Raw genomic sequence first — 18,911 nt, 5'->3', positions numbered from 1 at the left:
CGGTCAGGCCGCCGCCTCGATCGCCTCGGGCCTGGACCCGCCGCCGGCCAGCCAGCGGTAGACCCCGGCCAGTTTCTCGGCCTGGCGGCCCCAGGTGTACGACCGCTCGACCAGCGCCCGGCCCCGCAATCCCAGCTCGGCCCGCTCCCGGGGGGAGCGGTCGAGCAGCTCCCGGAGCCCCCGGGTCACCCCGGCCTGGTCCGGCTCGACGACGATCCCCCCCCCGCCCCGGCCAGCTCCGGGAAGTGGCAGGCGGTGGTGATCAGGGTCGGCAGCCGGCTGGCCAGGGCCTCCAGGATCGCCATGCTGAACCCCTCGCTGTAGCTCGGCAGCGCGAAGGCGTCGGCCGCCCCCCAGGCCCTCCTCGCCGACTCCCCCGAGACGTGCCCGAGCCGCGTCACCCGGTCGGCCAGGCCCTGCTCCCGCATCCGTCCCAGGAAGGGGCCGAGCGCCCCGTCGTCGTGCCCGGCCAGGAGCACGTGCAGGTCGGGGCGAGACTTCGAGAGCACCCCCATGGCACCGGCCAGCAGGTCGAGCCCCTTCTTGGCGTGCAGCCGTCCCAGGAACAGCAGCAGGAACTTGCCTTGCAGCTCGGGATGCTCCGCCTCCAGTTCCGAACGGGGAGACAGGCGGTCGAACGGCGCCAGGTCGACCCCGTTGGGCACGAAGCAGACGGTGGCGTCGGGGGCGATCGCCCTCAGGTGGCCGACCTCGGGCCTCGACAGCGCGTGCAGGCAGGAGGCCCCCCGGAGGTTCGGCCCCTCGACCAGCGCCGTGTAGACCTTCTTCTTCAGGGCCTTGTGCCGCAGCGCCCAGGGCTCGGCCATCCCGTGGGCCGCGATCAGGTACGGCACCCCGGCCCTCCTCGCCGCCGAGGCCCCGCGTCGGGTATGCCCCTGCCAGAGGCCGTGCATGTGCACCACCTCGGCCCCCTTCACGGCGGAGACGAGGTCCGCCTCGGGCCCCCGGAGGGTCAGGCCCTCGGGAAGGGTGAACGCGTCCGTCCTCGACGGGGTGGGGGTGACGATCTCGACCCGGGTCCCCCGGCCGACCAGGGCCCCGGTCATCCCGAGGATGCTCGGCACCATCCCGCCGTCCCGCCTCGGGTCCAGGCCGTTGCAGAGGTGCAGCCAGCCCGACGCCCCCCGGGAGGCCGGTCGAGGCGATCGGGGTCGGGCCGCGGGCGTCGCCGTCTCGGTGATGGTCATGGTGTGCGTCCTTGCAAGGTCGTCGATCCGATCCCAAGGGCCTCTGCCCCGCTCACGAGGCCCTCGCCAGGCGCCGGCCCCTCGGCGAGGCCGAGGCGATTTCGACCGCCTCGATCAGCCCCGAGGCGAACCGCTCCGGCCCCCACCTGGCCACCTCCTCGGCGGCCCGTCGGCCCATCGCCTCGCGCTGCTCGTCCGTCCGCGAGGCCATCCACTGCAAGGCCCCGGCGATCGAGGCGACCCGGGTCGGGTCGAACCGCATCCCGGTGGTCCCGGCCGGGTCGGGGACGAGCGTCCCGGCGGCGCCGGCCCGGTCGCTCACGAGCAGGGGGAGCCCGCAGGCCGCCGCCTCGTTCACGACCAGGCCCCAGGGCTCCGACCGGCTCGCCAGCACGAACGCCGAGGCGAAGGCGTACCAGGGCGCCAGCCGATCCGCCTGCAAGAACCCCGGCCGGTGGATCGACCCCCCGGCCCCGCTCCGGGAGATCGCCCGGGCCACCTCGTCCGCCTCCGGGCCGCCCCCGCAGAGCACCAGGTCCCAGGCCGACGCCTCGCCGACCGCCCCCCGATACCGGGCGTAGGCGTCGATCAGTGCGGGCAGGTTCTTCTCCCGGGCGAACCGGCAGACGCTCAGGAAGTACGGCCGACCCGGGCGGCCCGCCGCCCCCTCGGGGGACCTCCGGCTCGCCTGCGCCCGCGCCGCGTAGGAGACGTTGTCCACGGCGTTGTAGCCCAGCGCGATCCGGTCGCCGGGCATCCCCAGGGTCTCGAGGTAGGCCCGGTGCGACTCGCCCCCCACCAGGGCCGAGTCGAAGAGCCGCAGCCGGCGACGCTTGACCGCCTCCTTCCACCAGGGGCGGGGGCGGTCGATCTCCTGGCTCTCGGAGAGCAGGACCGACGCCCTGCCGGTCTTCCGGGCCCACCGCGCCGCCGCCAGGGCCTCGGGCCGGACGTACCCGGTCGCGGCGACGGCGTCGGGCCGGTCCCGGTCCAGCGCCTCCTCCATCGCCATGGCGCAGTCGCCCGAGGGGACGTCCTCCAGCGCCCGGTCGGGGAACAGGACGACCCTCCGGAACGGCTCCTCCCGGGTCGCCACCTGCCACGGATAGAGCCGCTCGACCGACGCCGTCTCGTACGCGGTGAGCGTCCCCCCCTGCCTCGACAGCAGGATCGCCGCCGCCCTCAGCCGGGCCAGGTGGTAGGGGCCGAGGTTGGTGAAGCTGATCGCCAGGTCCATGTGCGAACTCCTCGATCGATCCGTCGCCCGTCCGCCCGATGCCGATGCCCGATCCCCTCAGCGGGGCGCGACCGCCCCCACCGCCTCGACGACCGCCCGGTGATACCTCGGCCAGTCGAACCGCTCGGCCTGGCTCCTGGCGTTGCGGGAGCAGAACGCCCTCAGCTCGGGATCCGACCCGAGCCGCTCCATCGCCCCCGCCAGGGCCGCCACGTCGGCCGGCGGCACGACGATCCCGTCCAGCCCGTCCCGGGCCACCGAGCCGCTCGACGGCGTCACCACGCCCGGCAGGCCGCAGGAGAGGGCCTCGTAGGTCACCACCGCCGACCCCTCGAACAGCGACGGGAAGACGAAGACGTCGGCCCGGGCCATCGCCGCCGGGACCTCCCCGTGCGGCACCCGGCCGAGCACCTCCACCCCCACCAGCAGCGGCGCCAGCGGCCCGAACGCCCGGGGAGGCTCCCCCAGAAGTTGCAGCCGCCAGCCGGGCCTCCGGACCGACTGCCAGGCCCTCAGCAGATAGGCGATCCCCTTCCGCTGGCTGATCCCCCCCGCGAACAGGAACGTGCAGCCCGACCCATGCACCTTGGCCGGGTCGGGGCGGAACCGGCGGACGTCGCTGGCGTAGGGCACCACCCGGATCCGGTCGCCCGGGAACCCGTTCTTGCGCAATTCCCCGGCGATGTGCCCCGAGGGGACCAGCACGAGGTCGGCGTATTCCAGGTCCCGCAGCCGACGCCCGTGCAGGTAGTCCAGCTCGGCCCGGTCGAGCGTCGCGTCGCCGAGGTAGAGCCCGAACGCCTCCGGGCAGCGTTCGGCCTCCTCGTCCAGGATCCGGCGCTCCTCCCTCACGTCCCCGTGCACCATGCTCAACACGGTCGGGATGCCCCACGACCGGCACAACGGCAACGCATGGCCCGATCCCACGTCGCTGAAGACGAACGCCACGCCCGGCGGCTCCCGGCGGATCCGGGCCTCCAGGGTCCGGTCGAAGTGCTCGGTCCGCCACCGGGAGACGGACCGCCGGGACTTGCCCGACAGCCGCTTCTCGGCCGCCAGTGCCAGGTCGAACGCCAGGGTCGACCGCACCCGATCCCCCGGCAGGTCGGGGTGGTGCCTCCTCCCCAGCGCCCGCTCCAGCCGGGAGCGCCGGCCCTGGTCGAGCACCCGGCTGGCGACCCGTCGGAACGGGCCGTCTCCCCGGTCGTAGAAGCCGGTGAGGAACGTGTCGAGCTGGGCCCGACCGGCGAGGCCGATGGCCGCCTGGTAGGCGGGGGGCCGGGCGTCGGGGCAGGCGACCAGGGCCATCGGCCCGGGTTCGGGCCCGGCCGGGCCGCGCTCCGGCGGCGAGTGCAGCGCGAGGTGCGTCACGAGATCGTCCCTGATCGTCGAGTCGTCCATCCCTGAAGCGAGGGGCGCGATCATAGGGCCGCCTCCCCTCCCCGTCAATCCGAGTCGGGGCCCGGGCCGCTTAGCCCTCGCCGACCTCCGCCGCCGGTTCCGGCAACGCCCGATCGATCTCGGCGATCCGATAGCCGAACCCCGGGCCGGTCACGCTCGACCAGTCCACCCGCCCCCCCCTCCGGGCATAGAGCCCCGGATGCACGGCCGCCTCGGGGCCGGAGGCCTCGGGGTAGAACTGCATCGCGTTGGTCTCCACCCCCATGATCGTCCCCGCGTGGGCCGCCAGCAGGACGTGGGGGATCTGAGCGAGCATCGGGTTGGTCAGGTCCTGCACCATCAGGGTCATGCCGTGCGCCTTCGCCCAGCAGGCGGAGAGCAGCGCCCCCGTCTGCGTCTTGCAGGTCTTCAGCGCCACCCCGGTCCAGCCGAGCGACCTCCCCAGCCGGACGAGCTTCCAGTCGTGCGCGCTCTCGTCCATGAACAGCGGCTTCCGGGCCGAGACGGAGCGGACGTCCACCCGGTGCGCCTCCAGGTCGTACGGGAAGGGCTGCTCGACGTAGAGGATTTTTCCGAAAGTCCTCGGCTCGTCCCGCAGCAGGCGGTCGAGGATCTCGTCGACGTAGTCCGGGTCCCGCACGGTGCAGTTGAAGTCGGTCGAGAGCCAGTCTACCCCCGACTCCTCGGCGATCCGCCCCACCCGGGCCACCCGGTCGAAGTCCCAGGCCGGGTCATCCCCCCGCAGCTTGATCTTCAGGCACTTCAGGCCGTCCCGCGCGATCCAGTCCCGGAGCAGGACCGGGTAGCCGTCGTCGGGCTCTTCCCCCGTCAGCTCGGACGGGTCGATCGGGTCCTTCCCCCCCACCAGGTGCCAGGCGGGCAGCGACCGGGGAGGGTCGCTCGCCAGGAAGTCGGCCGGGTACCTCCCGGCGAAGGACGGGCCGCCCGCCTCCGGCTCCAAGTAACGGCCCAGGTCATTCGCCATGAACTCGGGGCCGTACGCCTGGTACGCGGGCACTCCGTTCAGCAGGGCGTACGCGTCATGCAGCGCCAGGTCGAAGGCCGAGGCGCAGATCAGGGCCGCCAGCCTCGGCATCGGCTCGGCCCCGGCCCGCTCACGCGCGTTGAACCGATCCGTCAGGCCCGGCAGGCGGTCTTCCAGGAACCGGTGCCCCAGTTCGATCGGGTGCCCGGCCCCGAGGCCCGGCTCGCACCAGGCCCCGGCCAGCTCGACGCAGAAGGCTTGCATCGCCCCCAGCCGGTCCTCGAACGTCGACGGCCCCGGCCAGGCCCACTGCACGCTCAAGGGGGTTTCCCCCCACCCCTCGGCCCGAGTCCCGGCCCCGTCGACCACCGTCAGCCGGACCCGGGCGCAGGTGACGTGCGTCAGGGTCTCCAGCCCGAACTTGAGCGGCACCCGCGTCTCGATCGGCAGGAAGTACAGCGAGGCGGCCACGACTCGGGCGTCCTTCGGCGAGGGCATCGGCGGGGAACTCCTCGGGGCGTCTTGGTTCCGGGCGGTCGGGACCGGCTACGGTAGCCGCTCGGGCCTTTCGAGTCGAAGCGATTTGTGGTCCCCTGAGGGACGATCCCCCGTCCCTCCCGACCTCCCGGGGCCACGACTCATGCTCATCCCCTCGCTCCTGCTCCTGGTCGCCTCGGCCTCCCCGGCGGCCCCGGCCGAAGGCGCGCTTCGCCTCTCCTGGGCCGACGAGATCCTCACCGTCCGGGGCCCCGACCTCCCCGGCGAGTCGCTCGACATCTGGTACATCGAGGCGTTCTGCCGCCCCGGTTCCACCGACCGGGACTGGGCCGAGACGGTCATCACCCACCGCACCGAGCTGATCGGATCGGGCCCCGATGGCCGTTCCCTCCGGCTCCGCTCCACCCTGGAGGACGGCGTGGTCGTCGACCACGAGATCACCGCCGGATCCGACCGCGTCGACTTCCTCGTCACCGCCACCAACCCCACCGACCGGCCCTCGATGGCCCACTGGGCCCAGCCCTGCATCCGGGTCGACCGCTTCACCGGCGTCCCCCCCGAGCGCAACTCGGAGCAATACCTGCCGAAGTCATTCGTCTTCATCGACGGCGAGCCCCGCCGACTGCCGACCGAGCCCTGGGCCACCGAAGCCCGCTACACCCCCGGCCAGGTCTGGTGCCCGAAACACGTCCCCCGGACCGACGTGAACCCCCGGCCGCTCAGCGACCTCGTCCCGTCCAGCGGGCTGATCGGCTGTTACTCCGCCGACGAGTCCAAGATCCTCGCCACCGCCTGGGAGCCCTACCAGGAACTCTTCCAGGGCATCATCGTCTGCCTCCATTCCGACTTCCGGATCGGCGGCCTCGCCCCCGGCGAATCCAAGCAGATCCGCGGCGTCCTCTACCTCGTCGAGGCCGACCTCGACCGCCTGCTCGACCGCTACCGCGCCGACTTCCCCGAGCACGGCGACGACCCGGACCGAGGGGAATGAGCCTTGCATCCCTCGGCGGGACGCTGGCGGTCGGCACCCGGCCCCGGCCATCCTCTCCCACCGAACCCCCCGGAGGACCCCATGACCCCCCGACCCCAGGACCTCTCCCGTCGCGACTTCGTCCGATCCTCCGCCGCCCTGGCCGCCGCCGCGGCCACCGCCCGGGGCTCGGCGGTCCGGGCCGACGAGGGCGACCCGATCCGGGTCCCCTCGACCACCCTCGGCCGGACCGGGGCCGAGGTCTCCCGGCTCGGCATCGGCTGCGCCTACTTCCAGCGCGAGCACGTCACCCCCGATGACGTGCAGGCCACCCTCCGGCGGGCCCTGGAACTGGGCGTCACCTACCTCGACGTCGCCCCCAACTACGGCAACGAGCAGACCGGCTTCTCCGAGGAGAAGATGGGCCCCTCCCTCGAAGACGCCGACTTCCGCTCGAAGTTCTTCCTCGTCACCAAGACCGAGGAGCCGACCCGGGACGGCACCTGGCGCCTGCTGGAGCAGAGCCTCAGGCGCATGAGGACCGACTCGGTCGACCTCGTCCACCTCCACAATTTCGGCGACGAGCCCCGATGGGGCGACCCGAAGTTCGCCCTCGGCAAGGACGGCTCCCTCGGCGCCCTCCGGGAGGCCCGGGAGCAGGGCCTCGTCCGCTTCATCGGCGCCAGCGGCCACCTGCACCCCTCCCGGTTCCACCTCGTCCTCGACTCCGGCGCCGTCGACGTGCTCATGAACGCCGTCAACTTCGTCGTCCAGCACTCGTATGACTTCGAGCACAAGGTCTGGTCCCGGGCCCGGCAGGACAACGTCGGGCTCGTCGCCATGAAGGTCCTCGGCGGCGCCGGGGACCAGTCGAAGGCCACCGGGGGCGGCCACCGCCTCCCCGAGGGCACTTACGAGCAGGCCATGCGCTACGCCTTCACCATCCCCGGCCTGCACGTGGCCGTCATCGGCATGGAGGGCATCCCCGAGTTGGAGCAGGCCGCGAAGACCGTCGCCACCATCGAGCCCCTCTCCGACGCCGAGGCCCTTGAACTCGCCAGGACCGGCCTCGACATGGCCGCCCGGGAGGACTGGGCCGAGGCGTATGGCACTCCCGTCATCTAGCGGTCGATCGCGGAGCGTGTCGAGGCGTTGCGGCTCTCCCCGCGCGGCCAGGGTCCTCCTTGATCGTCGCGGGGAGCTGTGCTCCGCCCCGAGCGGGGCGGCTCGGCACCCGAATGGGGCCGAGCCATGCCCCGGGAAATCTATTGCTCCTGGTAGATCGCCACGCCGTTCTGGCTGATGACGGTCTGGTCGTCCAGGATCAGCATGCCGCCAATCGTGGTGTAGATCGCGGTGCCAAGCCCCGTCCTCTTCGCGGCCTTGTTGCCGGAGAAGATGCTGTCGAAGACCCGGGTGACGCCGTCGTTGAAGATCCCCCCGCCGTTCCGGCCGGCGCTGTTGTGGGCGAAGTGCACGTCGCTGACGGTCAAGTCGCCCACGTTGAAGATCCCTCCCCCGTCCTGACCGGCCTCGTTGCCCCTCAGGGTGCTCTCCTGCACATTGGTCGTGCCGAAGAAGCTGTAGATCCCGCCGCCGTTGAATCGCGCCAGGTTGTCGGCCAACGTGGTCTGGCGGAGGGCCAGCTCGCCGAACTCGATCAGGATTCCGCCGCCGAAGTCGGACGAGTTGCGGGCGAGCGTCGACCCGGCCACCGTCACCAGGGCCCCGTTCGAGCCGAAGATCCCGCCCCCGGCGTACGAGGCCGAGTTGTCCGAGATGGTCGAGCCGACGATGGTCGACGAGCCGCCGGAGACCTCGATGCCGCCGCCTCGGCCGAAGGCGTCGTTGCCGGAGACCTCGCTCTCCAGCAACGTGGTGGAGTTGGAGAAGGCGGAGATGCCGCCGCCGTCGAAGTTCGCGACGTTCTCGACCATCGTGGTGCGGTCGGCGATCAGGGTGCCCCGACCGATCCGGATCCCGCCGCCGTAATGCGCCGAGTTGCCGGACAGCGTCGCGTCGATCAGCGTCAGGCCGGCCCCCTCGAAGCTGTGGATGCCGCCGCCGTCCCACCCGGCACTGTTGCCCGAGATGACGGAGTCGGTGATGCCCAGGGTGCCCACGAAGTGATCGATCCCGCCGCCGCCGAGGCCCGATGAATTCCCCTCGATCGTGCTCCCGTCGACCGTCGTGACGCCCCAGGTGGAGATGGCACCGCCGTAGCCTCCGGCCGAGTTCCCCTCGAGCCCGCTGCCGGAGATCTCCAGCACCCCGTCGAAGTTGCTGAAGACGCCACCCGCGTTCCCGGCCGCCGAATTGCCCCTCAGGGTGCTGTCCCGGACGACCATCGTGCCCCCGTTGCCGATGGCGCCACCGAAGTCGGCCCGGTTCCCCTCGAAGCGGCTCTCGGCGATCACCACGTCGCCGATCGAGTCGATGCCCCCGCCGTTGCCCCCGGTGGCCACGTTGTCGATGAAGCGGCCGTCATGGATCGCCAGGACTCCAGCGTTGGAGATGCCGGCGCCGAAGACCGCCTGATTGCCCTCGAGGAGGCTGTCGTCAACGACGGTGGTGCTCCCGGGGAAGGTGAAGATCCCGCCGCCGCCGAAGGCCTCGTTCCCCAGGAACGAGCTGTCGAGGATCGTCGTCGTCCCCAGATTGAGCAGGCCGCCCCCCAGGTCGGCCACGCCTCCGGTGATCACCAGGCCATCGAGCACTACCTCGCTGCCCTGGACGACCAGGAACACTCGGCTGGCGCCCCGGCCGTCGATCGTCGCCGGGCCGCCGGTGGATCGGACCGCCACGGGGGCGCTGGCGTCGTCGAACGTGAGCTGCCCCAGGTCCAACGCATAGGTCCCGGCCGGCACCTCGATCGTGTCCGCTCCTCCCCACGATTCGGCCAGTTCGATCGCCTCTCGCAGGCTTGTGAGCCCGTCATCCGCAATCACGTCGTCGAACGTGTCGACGACGATCGCCAGCAGTTCCCTCGCTTCCAGCGGCTCGAGCCGCGGAACGGGCCGCCGTCGCCCCCCCGGGCCTCGTCGCCCGGCCGGGCCCAGGATCGGACGCCAACGGACATCGAATGAACGCATGACTCACTCCCAGGTGGACCTTCCATGTGTGCGGACCGCCGCGACCCTCCCACCTCCCGATCGGACGTCGACCGGTCGACCCGGCGACCCTTGGGTGCCCCAACCCACCCGATCGTGTCGGGGTGGGGCGGCACGATGGATCGGTCGGAATCGAGTCGGGTGGTTCCGACCGGGAAACGCCGGGCGTACCCTCGTTGTCGCCGAGGAGTCCGCCGTCGGCCGAAGTGCATCGATCCGGGTCATTTCCCCATCAGGGACCCGGTCGCATGACCGAAGCAAGGATTACAACAGGGGCGCCGGGCCGGTTCAAGGAAATAACTCAGACCCGCGGATCCCGCTCAAATTCGGGCCGACCGTCCTCGGCCGTCGGGTTCTTGTGAATATTCCGCCCGCCTCTCTCGATGATCTTGGAGTAGGGCCGCGACTCCCCGGATCGACGCCGATCCCCCAGCCGGCCCTCGACTCGCCTCGCCTCGACGACGAGACACCCCGAGGGACGCACCGCGATGGCCGTCAGCGCAGCCCGGCTCAACGCCAACCGCCGGAATTCGAAGAAGAGCACCGGCCCCGTCACCCAGGCGGGCAAGGACCGGATCCGCCTGAACGCCTGGAAGCACGGCTTCCGGGCCGAGTCCGATGCCGTCGGGCCGGAGGAGGCCGAGGCGGTCGCCGCCCGTCGCGAGCAGTGGGCCGGGGCCTTCCCGACCTCCCCGGACGACGAGTACGGGCGATGGCTGGTCGAGAAGCTCTTGCTCGCCTCGGTCCGGATCGACCGCTGCCAGGACCACCAGCGGGCCCAGGCCCGATACGAGGCCGATCGGGCCGCCTCCTGCTGGGTGGTCGACCGCGAGGCCGAGGCCGCCGCCCTCGGCGGCCGGCTGTCGAGCGACCCCGACCGGGTCGTCTCCCGGCTCTGCCAGTCGGGGGCCGGGCTCGACTGGCTGCTCGCCCGGTGGAACGGGCTGGCCGACCGGCTCGACGACGAGGCGGGCTGGGACGACGCCCAGCGCCGGCTCTGCCTCGACCTGATGCAGACCCCCGACGAGTTCCGGGAGGCCGACCGGGTGATGCTGGCCCGCCTCACCGTCGACGACCTGCGATACCTCGTCCGGGACCACGTCTCCGGCCTGGAGGCGCTCAAGGAGTCGACCGCCCTGCTCGACGAATCGAGCCGGGCCCTCGCCGAGATCGGCCTGCCGACCGCCGAGCACTCCCACCTCCGACGCCTCCGGGGCCACGAGTCGGCACTCTGGCGCCGGTTCCGCTCCCTCGAAGCCTCGTACAAGGCCGCCCGGGCCCGGGATCCCGACCGGCTCGACGACGACCCCGAGTCCCAGGACGACCCGATCGGCGACCTGATGGCCTACGCCCGGATGGTCGAACGCGGAGAGGAGCCCGAACCGGCCCCGCCCGCGGACCTGCCGGTCGCCCTCGAAGGCCCCCCCGATCCCCGGCCCGACCGATCGGCGCGTCGGTCGTCCCCGGCCCTGGCCCGGGAGGTCGACCTCGTCCTCGACGACGAATCGGACGCGGTCCCCGTCCCGTCCGCCCCGGTCCCGTCCTTCGCTACTGCCGCCCGGTCCGGCCTGGCCGAGCCCCAGGTCTTCATGAACCGCCGGGCGCGTCGGGCGTTGAAGAAGGCGAAGGCGGGGCGGAGATCCTGACCTGATGCCGGATCGCCTGGATTACGGATCGTCGGGGTGGCAGGGGTCCGCGCCGCGGCCCCCGGTCGACCGCCTCGGGTACCGCGGGCCGCGGCGCGGACCCCAGCCACCCCGATCCTGACTCCTCCTTGCGATCCGGTATGACGCCGGACGAACTCCTGACCCCCCGGTCGAGTATGTGCGCCGAACGAAGCCACCTGCCGAAATGGCAGGGAATCCTCGAAACGCCGGACGCCCCGGCGCCACCCCCTTGGGGCGGCGTCGGGGCGTCGGGAGGTCGGTCTCGATCCGCTCGGGCCGTCGTCGACGGCTCAGAGGCGGCCGAGGTGCGGGGTGCTGATCGAGGTGCCCTTGTAGCCCTGGGCGAACTTCTCGCGGCGGGCCAGCTCCAGGTCATTCTCGACCATCATCTTGACGAGGCCGTCGAGGTCGACCTCCGGCTCCCAGCCCAGGTTCTTCCTGGCCTTGCTCGGGTCGCCGAGCAGCACGTCGACCTCGGAGGGCCTCATGTAGCGTTCGTCGAACTCGACGAAGTCGTTGTAGTCGAGGTCGAGCTGGGAGAAGGTCTTCTCCAGGAACTCCCGGACCGAGTGGGTGACGCCCATGGCCACGATGTAGTCGTCGGGCGTCTCCTGCTGGAGCATCAGCCACATGGCCTTCACGTAGTCGCCGGCGAAGCCCCAGTCGCGCTTGGCGTCGAGGTTGCCCATGACCAGCGTCTTCTGCAAGCCTTCCTTGATGCGGGTGGCACCCAGGGTGATCTTGCGGGTGACGAAGCTCTCGCCGCGCCGGGGGCTCTCGTGGTTGAAGAGGATGCCGGAGCAGGCGAACAGGCCGTAAGCCTCCCGGTAGTTGATCGTCTGCCAGTGGCCGTACAGCTTGGCGCAGGCGTAGGGGGAGCGGGGGTGGAAGGGGGTCTCCATCGTCTGCGGCGGCGGGGCCGAGCCGAACATCTCGGAGCTGGAGGCCTGGTAGAACCGGACCGGCTGGCTGCGGGCGAGCTGCCGGACGGCCTCCAGCAATCGGAGGGTGCCCACGCCGACGACGTCGGCGGTGTAGATCGGCTGGTCGAACGAGACCCGGACGTGGCTCTGGGCGCCGAGGTTATAGACCTCGTCGGGGCGGATCGTCTCCATCAGGCCGGAGAGGCTCGACGCGTCGCCGAGGTCGGCGTAGTGCAGGTGGAAGCGGTCCCGGAAGTCGGGGTTGCGGGCGATGTGGTCGATCCGGGATCGGTTCAGGGTGCTCGTGCGGCGGACCAGGCCGTGCACGGTGTAGTCGGGCTTGCCCAGCAGGAAGTCGGCCAGGTAGGAGCCGTCCTGGCCGGTGATTCCGGTGATCAACGCATGCTTCACGATCCATCCCTCCGCGATGGCGGTCGGTTGTCCGGGGCGCCTCCTGCTCCCGGCGTTGGCTCGGGCTCGTCGCGAGTCGACCGTCGGTCGTCTCCCCGCCGGCCCGCTCGGCCCCGGCCCGGCTCAGGGCACGTGGTAGACGGCCCGGTCCTCGGGGAGGACCGGCTCGATCGCGTCGAGCAATCGTCCGATGAAGTCGCGCAGCTCGGCGTCGCCGAGCCCGGCGTCGCCGGGGTAGAAGACCTCCGCCGTGAGGCCCGAGCCGCGGGTGGTGCGGCCGTGGCTGCTCCGGCTGGAGATCGGCAGGCCCCGGACGAACCGCTCGACGCGACCTTCTCCGAAAATGTAGTACCAGAATCCGATCCGCTGGACCATATCTCCTTTCTCGTACCCGAGCAGCGAGACCCGCTGGGCCTCGCCGCCGGGCCGGTCGACCTCGACCACCTTGGTCAGCGCCTCGGCCTTCTGCCAGCCCCCCGAGGGGAGGCAGATCTCCGGCGAGTGCCGCAGGTTCAGGCCCCGGTCGGAGTAGTTGATCCAGAGCCAGAGCTGGGCCCCCGGCCTCCCCTTCAGGGAGTAGGCCCGGTTCAGGTACTCGGTGGCCTGCGACTCCCGGGCGATCTCGGGGTCGACCGGCTCGTCCTTGCCCACCCAGTCTCCCAGCACCATCGGCACGCCCGCCAGCGACCCCCCCAGCGGGGGCCGCTCGGTCCGGGTCGCCCGGTCCACCGCCGCCTCGGCGGCCAGGCCGCCGCCGAGGATCGCCAGGCCGATCGCGGCGCGCCGGGTCATGGTCCCGGGGGAGATGGGCTCGGTCGCCGCCTTCGTCGTCATCGTCATCGGTCGTCCTCCCTGCCGGTCCCCCGATCAGGCCGCCGCGGGGACGGGCTCGGGCTCCTCGTCCACCAGCACGTTGAGCACCGCGCACTCCAGCCTCAGCAGGGCCAGGCCGAAGCCCATCAGCAGGAGCCCCTCCAGGGTGTGGAAGGCCCCCTGCGCCAGCCTCGGGTCGTGCGACATGATCCAGCCGGTCAGCACCACCCGGGCCACGTTGGCCGTCAGCGCCACCGGGATCGCCGAGCCGATCAGGACCGCCCGGTACCAGCGGGGCCGGGGGGTCAGGAAGGCCACGGCGGTCGTCAGCGCGAGGAAGCCGGTCAGCTGCCTCATCCCGCTGCAGGCCTCGGCCACGAACATCCGGACCCCGCCGGGCAGGGTCAGGTGGTTGCCCTCGCAGAGCACCGGCAGCCCGGCGCCGTTGAGGATCGTGGCGGCGACCTTGCTCACCAGCAGCTGCAAGGGGGTGGCGATCGTCGTGTACAGGTGGATCGGCAGCGGGACCATGAAGACCAGGAACGTCAGGGCGAACCCGTATCGGTACAGGGCCGCCCTCCCGGCGAAGAGCGAGAGGATCCCGGCCAGCCCGGTCAGGAAGGCCAGGTCGCTGGCGAACCCCACCGGCACGACGATCGTCGCCAGCCTCCCCAGCAGGGCGAACACCAGCAGGGACGCCCCGAGGGCGACCCCCGGCACCTGCCGGGTGGGCCCCTCCTTGGCCGCCATGTTGGCGAAGTACAGGCTGATCAGCGGGACGAGGAAGCCGTGGCTGTAGTTCGGGTCGGTCGACCAGACGTGGGCGAAGTGCCAGAGGGTCGACCGGAAGGCCAGGGCGAGCAGCGCCAGGCACGCCGAGGCGCCCAGCAGCGCGACCTTCCCCCCGGGGAGGGCCCAGCCGTCCCGGAGCAGGCCCGCCAGCGCGGGCAATTCCCGAGGGGCGGGGGCGTCGTCGTCTCGGGCCGAGATCGTGGACGTGGCCAAGGGATCGTCTCCTCACTCTCCGAAGGTGTCGCGTCGGTCCCCCTCGCCGCCCCCGCCGGTGCCGCCGTCGGGGCCGGCTCCGACCAGGTCGACCCCCCGGCGCAGCTGCGCCCGGATGGCCTCGGCCGTGACGGGGTCGTCCGGGTCGGTGGTCATCGCCGCCAGCAGGGCCTCGCGCTCGCCGTCCCGGTCGTCGAGCCGGCCGAGCAGCTCGGCCAGGTTGAACAGCCAGGGCCTCCGGGCCGACTCCTCGGCCGCGGTCAGCCGGTCGACCGCCCGGCGGTAGCCCTCGACCGCCTCCTCGACCCGGCCGTCCAGGGCCATCGCCTCGGCGACGGCGGCCAGGTGGATCGCCTCGGAGCAGCCCCCCGGCGCGGGCGAGTCCGCCAGGGCGATCGCCCGCTCCAGGGCCCGGTCGGCCTCGCCGTCCCCCCGCTGCCGGAGCACCCGGGTGGCGACCAGCCAGGCGACCGAGGAGTCGGGGATCAGCCCCAGCCAGTCGCCCGACGACCATTCGGGCCGGTCCGCCATGTCCGAGACGACCACGCCGAGGATCCCCTCCAGCGGCATGCCGAAGCGGCCGCCCTGGGGCTCCCCGTGGAAGACCGGCGCCGGGGACTCGTCCGGCGAGGCCCGGCAGGCCAGGTCCAGGGCCTTCAGGTAGCACCGCCTCGCCTCGTCCTGCTTCCCGGCCGCCAGCAGGGCTCGGCCGGACCAGGCCAGCGGCCAGATGTCCCGGCTCAGGCCGACGGCCAGGCTCGGGGCGTCGGCCCCCGGCTCCTGCACCGCCCGCCAGGCCCGGGCGAACCGCAACCCCGGGTGGTTGGGGGAGGCGGCCCCGGCGGCGTGGATCAGGCCGCCGGCCCGCTCCTGGGAGGCCGGGTCCGCCCCCGGCCCCGGCCCGGCCAGCAGAGCCGCCCGGGCGACCATCGCGTCGGCGGTGCTGTTCCGCCACGAGGCCATCGGCAGCTCCAGCTCCCGCTCCAGCAGCAGGTCGATCGACCCCGCCTCGGGCCGCTTGCCCGAGGCGAGCCGGTCGGCGATCCGGCCCGACTCCCGGTCCAGCACGGCCCAGGTCCAGGCCAGCCTCACCCCGACCACCCCCGCCGCCAGGGCGGCGAACATCATCGGGATGCAGAGCCAGGCCCCCCCGGGGATGGTCCACTCGTCCGGCGAGATCCGGCCGGTCGGCTCGGGGAAGCTCGCCGCCTTCCTCGCCCGGGACGCTGCCCGCCTTGGCCCCCGGCCGGGCCGGGCCCCGAGGATCGCGTTCGCCGAAGGCCAATCGTTCGAGGGACCGCCCGAGGGACCCGTGCCCGTCGCCTCGGCGGGGCCCGCTGCCCAGGCCGTGGCCTCTTCCTGCTCCTGCTCGACTTCGTCCTCGACCTCGTCCTCGTCCCTCACTTCCTGATGCGGGACGACGGCCTCCTCGCTTGGCTCCTCCGGGCCTGTCGGGGAGGCCGTCTCGACCGCCCCGACGGCGTCTTCGATCGGCCCGCCTCGGGCCTCGCCTCCCCCGGCCGGGGGACCGTCCTGCGTGCCGGGCCGGGCCGAACGGCTGAGGAACGAGACCAGGTCGTTCAGGCCGAGCATCGGCACCGAGAGCCACGCCGATGCCTCCCCGCCGACGGCCTCGGGGCCGGTCCTCGTCTCGACGGCCTCGGCCTCGGACGCCAGGCCGACCGGCTCGCCGCCGACCCCCGAGGGCATCAACCCCGTCGAGACCTCGGGGGCCTCGGCATCCGAGGCATCCGACCGGCTCTCCGGGAGCCCGGACCCCGAGTCGACGGCGGGATCGAGGTCCGGGGAGGGGACGACGGCGAGGGTCGAGGCCCCGATCGCGACCGGGATGGTGGGGCATTCCGCCTCCGCGTTGCCCCGTTCGGGTGGCTCGGGGATCGGAATCGAGGTGGCCTCGGCCGATCCCGGATCGGTCTCGACGGATTCGGCGACACCCCGGTCGGTCTCGACGGATTCGGCGAGGTCCGGGTCGATCGCGAGCCCCTCGGCGAGGCATCCCGGGCCCTCCGGATCGGCGTCGACCGGCCCCGGCCGCTGGTCGGCCGGCTCGGGGTCGCTCTCGTCGATCTCGATGACCGTCTCGACGACCTCGGGGGGGAAACTCAAGGCGAGGCCGGGCCGACGCGTCGGGGCCTCGACGACCTTGGGGATCAGGCGGATGGCCCGGGGGACGGGGCCCGGCCCCTCCGGGCCGGGGGACTCGGACCGGGGCCGGGGGGCGGTCGGTCCGGGTCGGGCGATCGGGGGGACGACGGCCCGGGGGGGCGGCGCCGGGGCGGGGGCAGGCGGGAGGCCCGACGTGGGTCGGTCGACCCGGGCGGTCGGGGGCCCGTAGGGGGCGGGCTCGACCCCCCTCCGGGGGCGGATCGGCGGCCCGGGGGCGACCGTCGGGGTCGGGATCGGGGCGGGCCTCGGGGCCGATCGGGGGCGGGGGGAGGCGGCGTCGGCGGGCCGGCTTCGGGCCTTCAGCGACGCCCCGGCGGCCCGCCATCGGGCCTCCCACTGACGCTCGTGCAGGCGGTCGGAGAGCCAGCGTTCCCGCTGCTTGAGCCGGGACTCCCAGCGGGCCAGTTCCTCCCGTCGGCCGTCCAGGGCTTCGGGCTCGTCGGGATCCGGGTCCGGCTCGGCCTCCGCCCCCGACTCCGCCCCGGGGGGGAAGGCCTCGGGGGCCTCGCCCGGGGGGGCGTCGGGTCCGTTGCCGTCGAGTTCCGGCGCGTCGTCGGTCGGCAGGAGGGTGAGCCAGCGGTCGGCGAGCCGGAGCGTGGTGCCCATGGCCAGCGGCCGGGGGCGGTCGGCGGGGCGGCCGTCGATGGTCAGCCGGGAGTCCGGCCGGACCGGCTGCAGGTGGTAGGAGTCCCCCCGGCGCCGGAGCAGGAACTCGACCTCGGCGAGGGTCGGGTCGTCGAGCCGGACCTCGCACGACCGGCCCCGGCCGACCCGGACGCTCGGCCCCGACAGGGGGACGATCCGGGTCGCCCGCCCGTCCCGGGACCGGATGTGCAGAAAGGCCTCGTCTCGCATCCTGTTGGCTCCTCCTCCCTGGTGCATCGCCTCGTCGCCGGCGCGGGACATCCTGCCCGTCCTCGACCCTACCACTCAGGCGGCCTCGACGAACAGGTCGGTCCCGCCGGAGAGCCAGCGATCCATCGTCCCGAAGACGGCGCAGGCCGCCAGGGCGACGGCGGGCAGCTCCACCGCCCAGTGCACCGCCGCGAACCCGACGAAGCAGCCCGCCGTGGCGACCAGCCCGCAGGCCAGGGCCCGGTCGGCCGATCCCACCCGTCGCCAGGCCCGGACCAGCCTCCCCAGCCCCCAGAGCCCGGCGACTGCCAGGATCGCCCCCCCGGCCATCCCCGACTCGACGAGCCATTGCAGCACGCTGCTGCCGGCGGTCGTCGGGCTCGGGTCGGTCGACTTGTACGAGGGGTGGATCCGGCCGAAGGTCCCCAGGCCGGTGCCCAGCAGGGGGAAGTCCTTGACGACCTCGACCGAGCCCCGCCAGAGGTCGGCGGCCCGGCCCGGCTCGGCGGTGATCGGGGAGAGCTTCGGGTCGTCGCCGAGCCCCGCCAGCCGGTGGATCGCCACCCCGGTCCCCAGCCCCGTGAGGCCGAGCAGCGTGACCCCCACCGCGAGCCACCCGAGCCCCGTCCCCCTGGCCCCCGGCACGCCCGCGAGGGCCAGTCCCAGGGCGAACGGCACGGCCAGCATCGGCCCGGCCAGGGCGCCGACGAGCCCGGCCCCCACCAGGACCACCACCCCGAGCAGCACCACCAGGGGCCCGAGCCCCGCCCGGCCGATCCGCTCCGCCATCGGCTCCCGGCTCCCCCTCGGGGCGAGCACCTGGAGCAGGACCGTCAGCGACAGCGGCAGGCCCAGCGCGGCGATCGCCAGGTACGCCCCCGGGCCCCCCAGGAGCCCGCCGATGAAGAACGGCCGATCCGGCCGGGCCAGCATCCAGGGCCCGAGCGCCCCCCCCTCCTCCGCCAGCGGCCGCAGCACCGAGGCGCCGGGGGCGGCGAGCAGGTCCAGGGTCGAGGGCGCCCAGCTCGGCCCCCGGCCCGGGGTGATGAACCCCCAGAGGCCCGGCGCGTCGCCGATCAACTGGACCAGGCCGACCCCGGTCATCAGCCCGAAGACCGCGACCACGCTCCCCCAGATGACCATCGTGCGCCCCAGCCTCCGGGCGAACCGGGCCGAGGTGACCAGGACGACCAGGCCGATGCTCGCGTCGAACAGCCACCGGAGGGTCGCCGAGCGGTCGACCGTCGTCGGGGTCCGGGAGGCGAGCGCCTCGGGCAGCTCGGCCGCCCGGTCGTCCTGCAGGGCCAGGCCGGTCAGGATCCCCCGGGAGTGCAGGGACCGGGACTCCGGGGAGAGCCGACGAGCCAGGCCCGACGGCACCGGCGTGAGCTGCGCGGCCGCCAGGCCCAGGGCCAACACGCCGAGGATCGGCAGCGGGCTGAGCCGGATCCGGGCCCGGCCCTCGATCGCCACCCGGGAGAACCCGAGCACGACCAGGCCGACGGCCAGGGCCGCCGCGACCGGCCGCCACCACCAGACCGCCCCGCCGAAGGCCAGGGCCGAGCCGACGAGCATCGCCACCAGCAGGGCGGCCTGGAGGCGGTCGGTCCATTCGAGGATGCGGGTTCGGAAGGTGCCCAC

The 18,911-nt window shown here is 73.3% G+C and carries 14 protein-coding genes; 3 read left to right on the top strand and 11 right to left on the bottom strand.

The window, feature by feature from the left end; all coding sequences use genetic code 11:
* Positions 1 to 3 precede the first annotated feature (3 nt).
* From ElP_RS39405 to ElP_RS08255, 5 genes are read right to left on the bottom strand one after another with little or no spacing between them, the layout of a single operon-like run.
* Positions 4 to 189 (bottom strand): hypothetical protein, encoded by a 186-nt coding sequence (locus ElP_RS39405; RefSeq protein ID WP_231749571.1) that lies wholly within the window; start codon positions 187 to 189, stop codon positions 4 to 6.
* On the bottom strand, positions 186 to 1,208 hold the full coding sequence (locus tag ElP_RS08270) for a glycosyltransferase (protein WP_231749569.1): 1,023 nt from the start codon (positions 1,206 to 1,208) through the stop codon (positions 186 to 188). The genes ElP_RS39405 and ElP_RS08270 overlap by 4 nt, the downstream gene beginning before the upstream one ends.
* Positions 1,209 to 1,260: 52 nt before the next feature.
* Positions 1,261 to 2,445 (bottom strand): glycosyltransferase family 4 protein, encoded by a 1,185-nt coding sequence (locus tag ElP_RS08265; protein ID WP_145268249.1) that lies wholly within the window; start codon positions 2,443 to 2,445, stop codon positions 1,261 to 1,263.
* A gap of 57 nt (positions 2,446 to 2,502) precedes the next feature.
* Entirely contained in the window at positions 2,503 to 3,870 is a 1,368-nt protein-coding gene (locus ElP_RS08260; RefSeq protein WP_231749567.1) for a glycosyltransferase family 4 protein, read from the bottom strand.
* 46 nt (positions 3,871 to 3,916) lie between these two features.
* Complete coding sequence (locus ElP_RS08255; RefSeq protein ID WP_145268247.1) at positions 3,917 to 5,329, bottom strand: mandelate racemase/muconate lactonizing enzyme family protein; 1,413 nt, start codon at positions 5,327 to 5,329, stop codon at positions 3,917 to 3,919.
* Positions 5,330 to 5,471: 142 nt separating this feature from the next.
* On the opposite strand from ElP_RS08255, the gene ElP_RS08250 reads away from it, so the two are divergent.
* The gene (locus ElP_RS08250) at positions 5,472 to 6,320 is read left to right on the top strand and encodes a hypothetical protein (protein ID WP_145268245.1); all 849 of its coding nucleotides are present in this window, start codon (positions 5,472 to 5,474) and stop codon (positions 6,318 to 6,320) included.
* An 81-nt stretch (positions 6,321 to 6,401) separates the two neighbouring features.
* Positions 6,402 to 7,424, top strand: a complete 1,023-nt coding sequence (locus tag ElP_RS08245) for an aldo/keto reductase (protein WP_145268243.1) — start codon at positions 6,402 to 6,404, stop codon at positions 7,422 to 7,424.
* A gap of 140 nt (positions 7,425 to 7,564) precedes the next feature.
* Here ElP_RS08245 and ElP_RS08240 read toward each other — a convergent pair whose 3' ends face one another.
* Positions 7,565 to 9,391 carry a CSLREA domain-containing protein gene (locus ElP_RS08240; protein ID WP_145268241.1) on the bottom strand — a complete coding sequence of 609 codons (1,827 nt, stop codon included), beginning with the start codon at positions 9,389 to 9,391 and terminating at the stop codon, positions 7,565 to 7,567.
* 506 nt (positions 9,392 to 9,897) lie between these two features.
* On the opposite strand from ElP_RS08240, the gene ElP_RS08235 reads away from it, so the two are divergent.
* Positions 9,898 to 11,055: a hypothetical protein gene (locus tag ElP_RS08235; RefSeq protein WP_145268239.1), complete on the top strand. Its 1,158-nt coding sequence runs from the start codon at positions 9,898 to 9,900 to the stop codon at positions 11,053 to 11,055.
* A 311-nt stretch (positions 11,056 to 11,366) separates the two neighbouring features.
* On the opposite strand, the gene gmd is transcribed toward ElP_RS08235, so the two are convergent.
* The 5 genes from gmd to ElP_RS08210 form a co-directional block, all read right to left on the bottom strand.
* Positions 11,367 to 12,410: a GDP-mannose 4,6-dehydratase gene (gmd, locus tag ElP_RS08230; RefSeq protein ID WP_145268237.1), complete on the bottom strand. Its 1,044-nt coding sequence runs from the start codon at positions 12,408 to 12,410 to the stop codon at positions 11,367 to 11,369.
* 123 nt (positions 12,411 to 12,533) lie between these two features.
* Positions 12,534 to 13,250 carry an EpsI family protein gene (locus ElP_RS08225; RefSeq protein WP_231749565.1) on the bottom strand — a complete coding sequence of 239 codons (717 nt, stop codon included), beginning with the start codon at positions 13,248 to 13,250 and terminating at the stop codon, positions 12,534 to 12,536.
* A gap of 27 nt (positions 13,251 to 13,277) precedes the next feature.
* Positions 13,278 to 14,228: an exosortase/archaeosortase family protein gene (locus ElP_RS08220; RefSeq protein ID WP_145268235.1), complete on the bottom strand. Its 951-nt coding sequence runs from the start codon at positions 14,226 to 14,228 to the stop codon at positions 13,278 to 13,280.
* A gap of 12 nt (positions 14,229 to 14,240) precedes the next feature.
* Entirely contained in the window at positions 14,241 to 17,270 is a 3,030-nt protein-coding gene (locus ElP_RS08215) for an FHA domain-containing protein (RefSeq protein ID WP_145268233.1), read from the bottom strand.
* A gap of 75 nt (positions 17,271 to 17,345) precedes the next feature.
* Positions 17,346 to 18,911, bottom strand: a complete 1,566-nt coding sequence (locus ElP_RS08210; RefSeq protein WP_145268231.1) for an O-antigen ligase family protein — start codon at positions 18,909 to 18,911, stop codon at positions 17,346 to 17,348.

Source organism: Tautonia plasticadhaerens, assembly GCF_007752535.1.
GTDB lineage: Bacteria > Planctomycetota > Planctomycetia > Isosphaerales > Isosphaeraceae > Tautonia > Tautonia plasticadhaerens.
This window is presented reverse-complemented; position numbering and strand designations above follow the sequence as displayed.

Excerpts from the sequence above, each read along its gene's own strand:
- ElP_RS08270 (WP_231749569.1), bottom strand. The coding sequence starts at position 1,208 with ATGACCATCACCGAGACGGCGACGCCCGCGGCCCGACCCCGATCGCCT.
- ElP_RS08265 (WP_145268249.1), bottom strand. The coding sequence starts at position 2,445 with ATGGACCTGGCGATCAGCTTCACCAACCTCGGCCCCTACCACCTGGCC.
- ElP_RS08260 (WP_231749567.1), bottom strand. The coding sequence starts at position 3,870 with ATGATCGCGCCCCTCGCTTCAGGGATGGACGACTCGACGATCAGGGAC.
- ElP_RS08255 (WP_145268247.1), bottom strand. The coding sequence starts at position 5,329 with ATGCCCTCGCCGAAGGACGCCCGAGTCGTGGCCGCCTCGCTGTACTTC.
- ElP_RS08250 (WP_145268245.1), top strand. The coding sequence starts at position 5,472 with ATGCTCATCCCCTCGCTCCTGCTCCTGGTCGCCTCGGCCTCCCCGGCG.
- ElP_RS08245 (WP_145268243.1), top strand. The coding sequence starts at position 6,402 with ATGACCCCCCGACCCCAGGACCTCTCCCGTCGCGACTTCGTCCGATCC.
- ElP_RS08240 (WP_145268241.1), bottom strand. The coding sequence starts at position 9,391 with ATGCGTTCATTCGATGTCCGTTGGCGTCCGATCCTGGGCCCGGCCGGG.
- ElP_RS08235 (WP_145268239.1), top strand. The coding sequence starts at position 9,898 with ATGGCCGTCAGCGCAGCCCGGCTCAACGCCAACCGCCGGAATTCGAAG.
- ElP_RS08225 (WP_231749565.1), bottom strand. The coding sequence starts at position 13,250 with ATGACGATGACGACGAAGGCGGCGACCGAGCCCATCTCCCCCGGGACC.
- ElP_RS08215 (WP_145268233.1), bottom strand. The coding sequence starts at position 17,270 with ATGCGAGACGAGGCCTTTCTGCACATCCGGTCCCGGGACGGGCGGGCG.